11 protein-coding genes are annotated in these 7,660 nt (G+C 65.1%); 4 read left to right on the top strand and 7 right to left on the bottom strand.

What is annotated here, in order from left to right; genetic code table 11:
• A partial coding sequence (locus GM672_RS26660) for a hypothetical protein (RefSeq protein ID WP_371867105.1) occupies window positions 1-285 on the bottom strand: 285 nt, incomplete at its 3' end.
• A gap of 159 nt (window positions 286-444) precedes the next feature.
• On the opposite strand from GM672_RS26660, the gene GM672_RS26655 reads away from it, so the two are divergent.
• The gene (locus GM672_RS26655; RefSeq protein WP_155473537.1) at window positions 445-1,065 is read left to right on the top strand and encodes an XAC2610-related protein; all 621 of its coding nucleotides are present in this window, start codon (window positions 445-447) and stop codon (window positions 1,063-1,065) included.
• A gap of 69 nt (window positions 1,066-1,134) precedes the next feature.
• On the opposite strand, the gene GM672_RS26650 is transcribed toward GM672_RS26655, so the two are convergent.
• The 4 genes from GM672_RS26650 to GM672_RS26635 all read right to left on the bottom strand — a co-directional run bounded on the left by GM672_RS26650 (window position 1,135) and on the right by GM672_RS26635 (window position 4,949).
• Entirely contained in the window at window positions 1,135-1,830 is a 696-nt protein-coding gene (locus GM672_RS26650) for a glycoside hydrolase domain-containing protein (RefSeq protein ID WP_155473536.1), read from the bottom strand.
• A 122-nt stretch (window positions 1,831-1,952) separates the two neighbouring features.
• The gene (locus GM672_RS26645; protein WP_155473535.1) at window positions 1,953-2,222 is read right to left on the bottom strand and encodes a hypothetical protein; all 270 of its coding nucleotides are present in this window, start codon (window positions 2,220-2,222) and stop codon (window positions 1,953-1,955) included.
• Window positions 2,223-2,257: 35 nt separating this feature from the next.
• Window positions 2,258-3,508 carry a hypothetical protein gene (locus tag GM672_RS26640; RefSeq protein WP_155473534.1) on the bottom strand — a complete coding sequence of 417 codons (1,251 nt, stop codon included), beginning with the start codon at window positions 3,506-3,508 and terminating at the stop codon, window positions 2,258-2,260.
• Between the two features lie 67 nt (window positions 3,509-3,575).
• Window positions 3,576-4,949, bottom strand: a complete 1,374-nt coding sequence (locus tag GM672_RS26635) for a hypothetical protein (protein WP_155473533.1) — start codon at window positions 4,947-4,949, stop codon at window positions 3,576-3,578.
• Between the two features lie 264 nt (window positions 4,950-5,213).
• Between GM672_RS26635 and GM672_RS26630 the strand changes: the two genes are divergently transcribed.
• The 3 genes from GM672_RS26630 (at window position 5,214) to GM672_RS26625 (ending at window position 6,393) form a co-directional block, all read left to right on the top strand.
• Window positions 5,214-5,534, top strand: a complete 321-nt coding sequence (locus GM672_RS26630) for a response regulator transcription factor (RefSeq protein WP_229417967.1) — start codon at window positions 5,214-5,216, stop codon at window positions 5,532-5,534.
• Window positions 5,476-5,628, top strand: coding sequence for a response regulator transcription factor (locus GM672_RS29420; RefSeq protein ID WP_229417966.1), 153 nt, complete (start codon window positions 5,476-5,478; stop codon window positions 5,626-5,628). The genes GM672_RS26630 and GM672_RS29420 overlap by 59 nt, the downstream gene beginning before the upstream one ends.
• A 237-nt stretch (window positions 5,629-5,865) precedes the next feature.
• Window positions 5,866-6,393: a hypothetical protein gene (locus tag GM672_RS26625; protein ID WP_155473532.1), complete on the top strand. Its 528-nt coding sequence runs from the start codon at window positions 5,866-5,868 to the stop codon at window positions 6,391-6,393.
• 48 nt (window positions 6,394-6,441) lie between these two features.
• On the opposite strand, the gene GM672_RS26620 is transcribed toward GM672_RS26625, so the two are convergent.
• Both GM672_RS26620 and GM672_RS26615 read right to left on the bottom strand, forming a co-directional pair.
• A complete protein-coding gene (locus GM672_RS26620) occupies window positions 6,442-7,308 on the bottom strand; it encodes an efflux RND transporter periplasmic adaptor subunit (RefSeq protein ID WP_229427718.1) in 867 nt (288 codons plus the stop codon).
• 36 nt (window positions 7,309-7,344) lie between these two features.
• Window positions 7,345-7,545 carry a DUF1656 domain-containing protein gene (locus GM672_RS26615; RefSeq protein ID WP_170300266.1) on the bottom strand — a complete coding sequence of 67 codons (201 nt, stop codon included), beginning with the start codon at window positions 7,543-7,545 and terminating at the stop codon, window positions 7,345-7,347.
• Between the last annotated feature and the right edge of the window lie 115 nt (window positions 7,546-7,660).

Below are 7,660 nucleotides of genomic sequence, written 5' to 3'. Positions count from 1 at the left end.
TATCGCGCCGAGCAGGCCACCCCAGCGCCCGCCAGCGTGGTCAGGAACGGGCGCCGCACCGGCTGGCGTGGCGGCTGCCGGTGCGCCTGGCGTCGGGGCACCGCCGGTGGTGCCCGTCGTGCCCGTCGTGCCCGGCCGCGCATCGGCCGAGGTCGATGCGATGTCGATGGCGCCCGACGACGGCGACGGGGGCGGCACCGGCACGGTCGAGCAGCCGATCGCCAGCGACAGCAGGCCGTGCGCCAGCAGGTGGCGCAGGTGGCGGCGTAGTGTCGGCATCATCATGGCACGCTCCCGTGCTGTTCCCTCCAGTATAGCAACCGAAAAGCCAGGTGCCGGCCAGGCCCAGGCCCTTCGGTTTTGACGGCGAACGCTTGATAGACAGGCTGCTTGTCAAGATGGCAACTACGCCTTACACTCGCAGCAATATCTGGAGAAACGAACATGTGGCGCACCATATTCATTACCGTCCTGGGACTGGCTTCGACGCCGGCCTGGAGCGTAGACAGGCAATGCACGCCCGATGCGAAGGCAAGGTTCACCTTCACGTGGATACCGAAAACGGCAGCGGAGCCGAACGTGGGCAGTATTCGCATTACCGACCGTGCCGGTGCGACCGTGCAGATGCTCGACAATGTGGAAAACTATTACGGCGACAGCGAAAGCGCCGTCGATCTGATGGACACAAGGGATTTCAACAATGACGGCTGCGGCGACCTGGTCGTTACCAGCAGTGTTGCCGGCATCGGCAATACCAGCACTACCGCGTTCCTGTATCACCCCGCAGGCGGGCGCTTCGTCGAGCACGAAGCGCTGTCCGGGATCATGGGACTGGACATCGATCCGCGTGACAGGCGTTGCGTTACCGGCTTCGGGAAAGGTGGCGCCGTCGATATCCATACGGCGCGATATTGCTGGTCGAAGGGCAGGCTGGTGTTGAAAGAGGAGTATTCCGTGTCGCAGCGAGTCAATCTCGAAGGCGAGCCCACCTGCTATATGCACACGACCACCACCTATCGTCACGGCAAGAAGAAGGTGCGCACGGAATGCACCAAGGATTTGTAGGGAAATCACGACGCAGCATTTACGAGGTTCAATTCCACCACGCTGCGCGGCCGGGCTTGGAATTCCACACTAGGGAGCGCCTGGATCAGCCACGCTGGCGCAACTGAGGTCGGCCTTCATTCGGGTGACCGGCGCCCCGGGAAGCTGCAGCACGCAGTTTTGCTGGCATTGCCATGCCACCGCGGCCGGATAGCCGCAGCCGGCGGGGTCGGCGTCCGGAAAGCGCTCGATCAAGCCCCCGTAAGGATGGGCGGCCACGGTGGCGACGTTCCACGCCCAGATGCGCAATGGGGGCGCCGGATCGAGCCGGCCGATCAGCGCCGCCATGTCGGGCGCGAGGTGGTGCGAGCAGTAGATGCCGGGCCTGTAGCCGTTCCCGGCCACTGCACTGGCCCAGGCGCTCACATAAGCCTGGGCCTCCTGGCCCGGGCTGCTGCCGTCTTCCCAGTCCAGGAAGATATATGACAGCGGCGCAAAGTCCTCCTGGCTGGCGAGCCTGGCGGCCAGCGCACCGTCCGTGCTGCCTTGCGGACCGGCTGCGTTGTGGGAGCCCGGCCCGGCGGTTTGCTGGCCGACGAAGATGGGCGCCACGCCCCAGCCCTGGGCCGACAGCACCTGGCGCTGGCCCATCCAGCTGGTGTTGTCGTGGCTTGGTGCGGGCGCGAGGTAGTAGCCGCACCATCCGAGGTTGGTGTTGGTCTTCAGCCAGGCAAGCTGGACGGGGCCTGGGTAGTCGTCGGTATCGAATCCTGCGTAGTTTGTCATGATGGCTCCTCTCTGCCAGGGCGCCCGAAGGGGCAAGGACTCATGAGTTCCGGCACCCGAAGGGCACGAAGGCTCATGAGTCGCCCGGCGTTCGACCTTTGCGGTGCGAGTGCACGTTCCGGTTAGCGGGCTGATCGGGTCTTGACGGCGCGCCCCCGTTCTATATCGGCGTTGGTCGGCACTGCGACCACCGCGCCCGGATGTGCGTTGTTGTATGTCGCGTATACCGCCTGGACATTGCTGGTGAGGGAAGCCTGCAGGCCGTTCACCTGGGTCTGCGTCGGTTGGACGCCATGCTGGTGCTTGTCGGAATACTTCAGCTCATCCGATTTCACGTTCTTGCTTACCGGCGCACCGGCGTAGTATTCGAGCCATACGTAAGAGTCAGGCATTTGATTCTCCTTCGGAGTAGGTTTGAAAAATCCGGTCATGAAGCCGGAGGGAAAGTGGCCACGTCCGTGCTGACCACGCCGAGCAGGATAGGCAAGGTCGATGGAACGGGGCCGATGGTGATGGTCTGGACGTCGTCGCTGTAGAGCGGCCCCCCGCTGCCCGTCGATGAGACCACGTTCGCGTGGAAGTTGAGGGGGCCGATGCCGACGGAATCGCCTTGCGGGTCGGACAGCAGCGCCTTCGCGTTGTCGAAGACCTGGCGGTCGTCGAAACTGAGGATCACGGTCGGTTCGAAGGCGACGACGACCTGGTAGATGCGGCGCGCGAGCACGCCGCCTGTCGCGAAGAACAGGGTCTTGTCCGCAGGCGAGAGCTGGTCGGCGAACAGCCGCACCGCGGTGTCGCTGAACCAGCGGGCCGGCCCGATCATGAAGGTGCCGAGACCCGTGAACGAGACCTCGAGCGAAAAAGTACTTGGGCCGCCATCGGCCGACAGCAGCACCGGCCGGGAGTGTTCGACGGCGCCTGGCGCAGGGCCCATGGAGGAGCCGGGAGGCTGCGCCAGGCTGGCGCCTGGCATGGACAGCAAGGGCGCGGGAGCGGGAACGGCCGTGACGACCCTGAAGAAGGCGGGCGGCGTTGGCGCCTGCGGCGCCCCGGCCGGGGCCGAGGGTGCTTGCGCGGCCAGGGCACTGACCGACGGCAGCATCAATGCCTGCATCGGCGGCGACGTAGCGGCCGGACCGCCGAGCCGCGAACTGAAGCCGATGACGCCGCCGGCGCGGGTGTCGCCCCTGGCACTCGACGCCTGCCACTCCTCGTATCGCGTACGAAACCCGGCATCAAGCTCATAGGCCGGCAAGAACGTGGCCTGCAATGCCGGCCCCGGCTTGCCCGGTCCCGGCGGCAGGCAGCCCGCCGGCGCTTGCGTACCCACTTTCGCGGGCATGTTGAAGCCGCTTTGTGCTGCGCTGTTCGCGGCGGCCATATTGGCTTGTGCCGTTGCCAGCGCCGGCGATGCGATACGCTGAAGGAAGAATCCGTAAGCGTCGCTCAGGCTCGCCATTGGCACGAAGTTGGGCGCCGCGGCGGGCACCGCGTCGCCGATGCGGAAGATCTCGGCATTGGCGACCTGCGGGTCGGCGTTCGCGAAATCGGCGATCAGTGTCGTCTGGCCGAACGCGAAGTGCTGGCCGGGTCCCAGCCCGCCAGGGAACAGCGTGCTCACCAGTGCCTGGGACCACTCCGACCATGCCGTGTCGAGTCCGCATGTAGGTGTCGTCATGATTGATCGCTCCAACAGGGATGCTTTGCGAGGCCCCGCTCGCGCGGGGGCTGGGCGGCTCGCGGCCTTAGACCTTGCTGCTGACCACGCCGAGGAGCACGGGCATCGTCGACTGGATCGGGCCGATCTTGATCGACGACGTCGCGTCGTCGTAATGGATGTTGTCCTTCGACGAGTCAGCCCCGCCTGAGCCGCTGAAGCTGAACGGACCGACCCCGACGGAAAGGCTCTCCTGGGTCTGCCATGAACTCTTCAGCCGGCTGTAGTCGCTGGCGCTGAGCTTCACCGTGATCGTCGGTTCGAAGCCGAGCACGATCTGCGAGGCCCGGCGAGCCAGGGCGCCGTTGTCGGAGAAGAAGTCCGGCGCACCCGGTTTCAGCTTGTCCTTGTACGTCGAGAGCAGCGAACCGTTCTGGTACCAGGTACCCGGGGTGATGGAGAAGGCCTTCACACCGACGAAGGAGACGTCGACGCTGAAGTCGGACGAACTGTCATCCACGCTCACCGTCTGCGCGCTCGACGACGACGACGCGCTGGCCGACCAGAAGAACGAGTGCCAGCTGGCCTGGGCCGACGCGTTCCAGCCCGATTCCTTGTAGTCGTAGTCGCTGCTGTGCGAGTCGAAGTGGAAAGTCTCGCCGATCGTGCCGGCCGCGCTCGCCTTCTGCCATTCGGCATAGGTCGCGGCATAGGCCGTGTCCAGCGAGTACAGTGGCACGAACGAAGAGACGCCCTGGGCCGTCGTGCTGGTGCTGACCGCCGCGGCGGCACCGATGACAGCTGCCGTCGATCCCGGCGGCACATAGGTCGCGGACGTGACCTGCATGTTGTAGGCATTCTGCGTTGTCGGATCCTGGGCGCCACCGTTGATACCGGTGATCTGGCGTGCCAGTTGCACCTGTTGATACCCCGGCCCGTACAGCTGGTTGCTCAGCTGGTCGACTTTGGACTGCGCGCCGTCGAGCTGGTTCTTGGCCGCGGCGTACTGCGGGTAGTTGGTCAGGACCCAGGACTTGAAGGGCGCGATGGTGTCCCCGACCGTCGCGGCGGCCTGCTTCTGGAGCACGTACTGCGCCGCGGCGGCGCTGTAGACGGTGTTGTAGCCGGCCTGGACGGCATTCAGGCCAGGCGTGGCGCCGCCATCGCCGTCGAGTGCGATGTTCAGTTGCGACTGCAGGTTCGGATTGCTGTCGCCGCCCAGGTCGATCCAGTCGAGAAATTGCGTGTACGACGTCACGAAGCCGCTGGGCGCGGGATTGTAGTTGGGGCTGTTGGAGGGAACGATGTCGCCGAGCGAATATACCCCGAAGTTGGTGACGCCGGGGTCGGTAGCGTTGAGGTTGACGGCGCGTGCCACCGACGCGGCCGAGAACACCGTGTCGGCGCCCAGGCCGTTGGGAAACAGCTTGGACTGCATGGCCTGCATTAATTGCGCCCACATTTGGGATTGATCTACGTTTGCCATCCTGGTCACCTATTGGTAAGGGTTCGTTTCGGAAGCAGACCGCATTCGCGGCCTGCATGCGTAATATCCGTTTTAAACCTGGGTGTTACCATTACCGTCGATGACAAGCCATGACCAGACAATAGCCAACCACGGGAACAAAGGCTCCCGATTCAATGCCCTCCCGGCCTTCACCGAAATAGCAGACGTGCGGGTATCCAGGTCGCTCGATCCGCGAAACAGGCGGGGGGCAGCAGATCGATGATCAATGCATTCGAGCCGCTCACCGCGCGCGAGGCGCAAATCCTGCTGGCCATTGCGGCGGGGCTGTCGTGCCGGGATATCGGCACCCGATTGTCGATTACCGAGTCGACGGTGCGCAAACACCGGAGCAATATGCTCAACAAACTTGCGTTACGCAATGCAGCCGAATTGATTGCGTATGCCCGGGAAAGACACTGGCTGAGTTCAGCCGAGCCCGGTCCCTTTAAGAGCAGTACTTTCCAGGCGCGAACGGCAAGTCATGGATCTCATCGTGCAGGGCCACACGAGCAAGGAAATCGCTCGCCTGCTGGGCCTTAGCGTCCTTACCGTCCGCAAGCACCGCGAGAATATCCTTCGCCGCCTGGGCTTGCACAGCACTGCCCAGTTGATTTCGCTCGCTCCAGGCTTGTAAATATGCCTGATGGAATTGACAGTTGACGAGAGCGGCAAATCGGCGGCTTTACGGAACGATCAGGCCCGGTGCGAAGCGCCATTGCTCCCGCATTAAAAAGCGATGTCGATGCCTCTGACTTGCAAGTCACTCCAGTACGACATTGAGAGTATTGAGCACGCTTAAAGCGAGTCGCATCATGCACAGCAACGGACCGCTGGCGTCGTGCCTGACGGCCGAAATAATCGGGGACGGATGATGGACAAAGATACGATTGCGATTGCTGCGCTGCCTTCACAAGTGGACCGCTCCAACGCCATGGCGCATGGGGGCATGGGCGGGCTGGTTGAAACCGGCGACGCGACGGAGGCCGACTCTCATCGATGCAAGCCTGGCGAGCGGCGTGTGACGTTTCGCTTCCTGGTAAGCCAGGACGAGGAACACGTGCGGCTCGAACTCGGTGTCGGCGGTTCGGCCGTCGACCTGGGCGAACGTGCACATCATCAAACGCTGCTGTTGCTTGCCCGGGAGCGGCGTGGGGACGAAAGTCAAGGCGTCGTCTCCTCGGAGGCTGGCTGGCGCGACGTGGTGTCGCTCGGGGCGATGCTGGGCATCGACACCCAGCACATCAACACGCACTTGTTCCGGGCGCTGCGCCAGCTCTCACCCGCCCTGGGTCAATTGGCGATCGAGCTGGACCTCGTCGAACGGCGGCGTGGACAAGTACGCTTCGGGGGCGCGGCCTTTGAGGTGGTGGATTGGCGGGGGATACCGGTGCGGGCATGATGCCTGGCGATTCACGCTTCCAGGCGCAAGAGGTCTTGTGCTGCGTGCTCAAACGCCGGCGACGATGGTCACCGTGCACGTCGTGCCCGCCACCAGCGGCGTGCCCTGGGGCAGCCGGTCGATGTGCACGCGCACGGGAATGCGCTGGGCCAGGCGGACCCAGTTGAAGGTGGGGTTGACGTCGGCCAGCAGTTCGCGGCCCGTGCTGGCGTCGCGGTCCGTGATGCCGCGGGCGATGCTTTCGATATGGCCCCGCAGCGCGACGCCGTCCATCAGCCGTACGTCCACCGGCGCGCCGGGTTTCAGCAGCGGCAGGCGGGTCTCCTCGAAATAACCCATCACGTAGAACGAAGCATTGTCGATCAGCGCCAGCTTGGCCGCGCCGACGGCGGCGAAGTCGCCCGCGTGGACATGCAGGTTGGTGATGTACCCCGTCACGGGGGCGCGCACGACGGTGCGTTCCACGTTCAGCCGGGCCAGCTCGCGCGCGGCCAGCGCAGCGCGATAGTGGGCCGTGGCCGTGCCGAGCGCGTAATCGGCCGTTTCGCGGCTCTCGGCCGAGATGATGTCCGCGTCCAGCGCGGCGCGCCGTTTCGCTTCGCTGCCGCGCCGGCCTTTCTCGACGCCCTGGGCCGCCAGCGCCGCTTCCGCCGTGGCCAGCGCATTGCGGTAGCGCGCGTCGTCGACGACGAACAGCACGTCGCCCTTGTGTACCAGCTGGTTGTCGTGCACGCGCACGTCGGTGACGACGCCGGCGACGTCGGCGCTGATCGTCACGACATCAGCCTTGACCCGGCCGTCGCGTGTCCAGGGCGACTCCATATAGCGATCCCAGCCGGTCTTGCCGGCCCACAGGGCGGCGCCCACGAGGGCCAGGGTCAGCACGAAACGAAAGGTCTTTGCGGCAGCGTTCACGGCGGTGTTCTTCTTCAGGTTGGAGGGTTGGGGAAATCAGCGGTACAGCCAGATGGTCAGGCCGCCGAAGATACAGGCCAGCAGGCACAGGCGCGCCAGCGCCGGGTGCCACAGGTGCCGGTAGACGCCGGCGTGGCTGAGCAGCCAGTCGAGCGCGCCCTGCAGCAGCAGGCTGGCCAGGAAGACGGGCAGGATGGTGGGGATCAGGATCCCCAGCACGGACAGTTCACGGGGCACGGCGGTCTCCCTGGTCGAGCAGCGAGGTATAGATGGCGTGCAGGTCGGCCAGTGCCACCCGCAGGCGCGCGGCCTGCTCCGGCGGCGCGGCCGGCAGGGCGGCGCGGATCGCGCG

It is taken from the genome of Pseudoduganella buxea (assembly GCF_009720835.1).
Classification (GTDB): Bacteria; Pseudomonadota; Gammaproteobacteria; order Burkholderiales; family Burkholderiaceae_D; genus Rugamonas; species Rugamonas buxea.
This window is presented reverse-complemented; position numbering and strand designations above follow the sequence as displayed.

Excerpts from the sequence above, each read along its gene's own strand:
- GM672_RS26655 (WP_155473537.1), top strand. The coding sequence starts at position 445 with ATGTGGCGCACCATATTCATTACCGTCCTGGGACTGGCTTCGACGCCG.
- GM672_RS26650 (WP_155473536.1), bottom strand. The coding sequence starts at position 1,830 with ATGACAAACTACGCAGGATTCGATACCGACGACTACCCAGGCCCCGTC.
- GM672_RS26645 (WP_155473535.1), bottom strand. The coding sequence starts at position 2,222 with ATGCCTGACTCTTACGTATGGCTCGAATACTACGCCGGTGCGCCGGTA.
- GM672_RS26640 (WP_155473534.1), bottom strand. The coding sequence starts at position 3,508 with ATGACGACACCTACATGCGGACTCGACACGGCATGGTCGGAGTGGTCC.
- GM672_RS26635 (WP_155473533.1), bottom strand. The coding sequence starts at position 4,949 with ATGTGGGCGCAATTAATGCAGGCCATGCAGTCCAAGCTGTTTCCCAAC.
- GM672_RS26630 (WP_229417967.1), top strand. The coding sequence starts at position 5,214 with ATGATCAATGCATTCGAGCCGCTCACCGCGCGCGAGGCGCAAATCCTG.
- GM672_RS29420 (WP_229417966.1), top strand. The coding sequence starts at position 5,476 with ATGGATCTCATCGTGCAGGGCCACACGAGCAAGGAAATCGCTCGCCTG.
- GM672_RS26625 (WP_155473532.1), top strand. The coding sequence starts at position 5,866 with ATGGACAAAGATACGATTGCGATTGCTGCGCTGCCTTCACAAGTGGAC.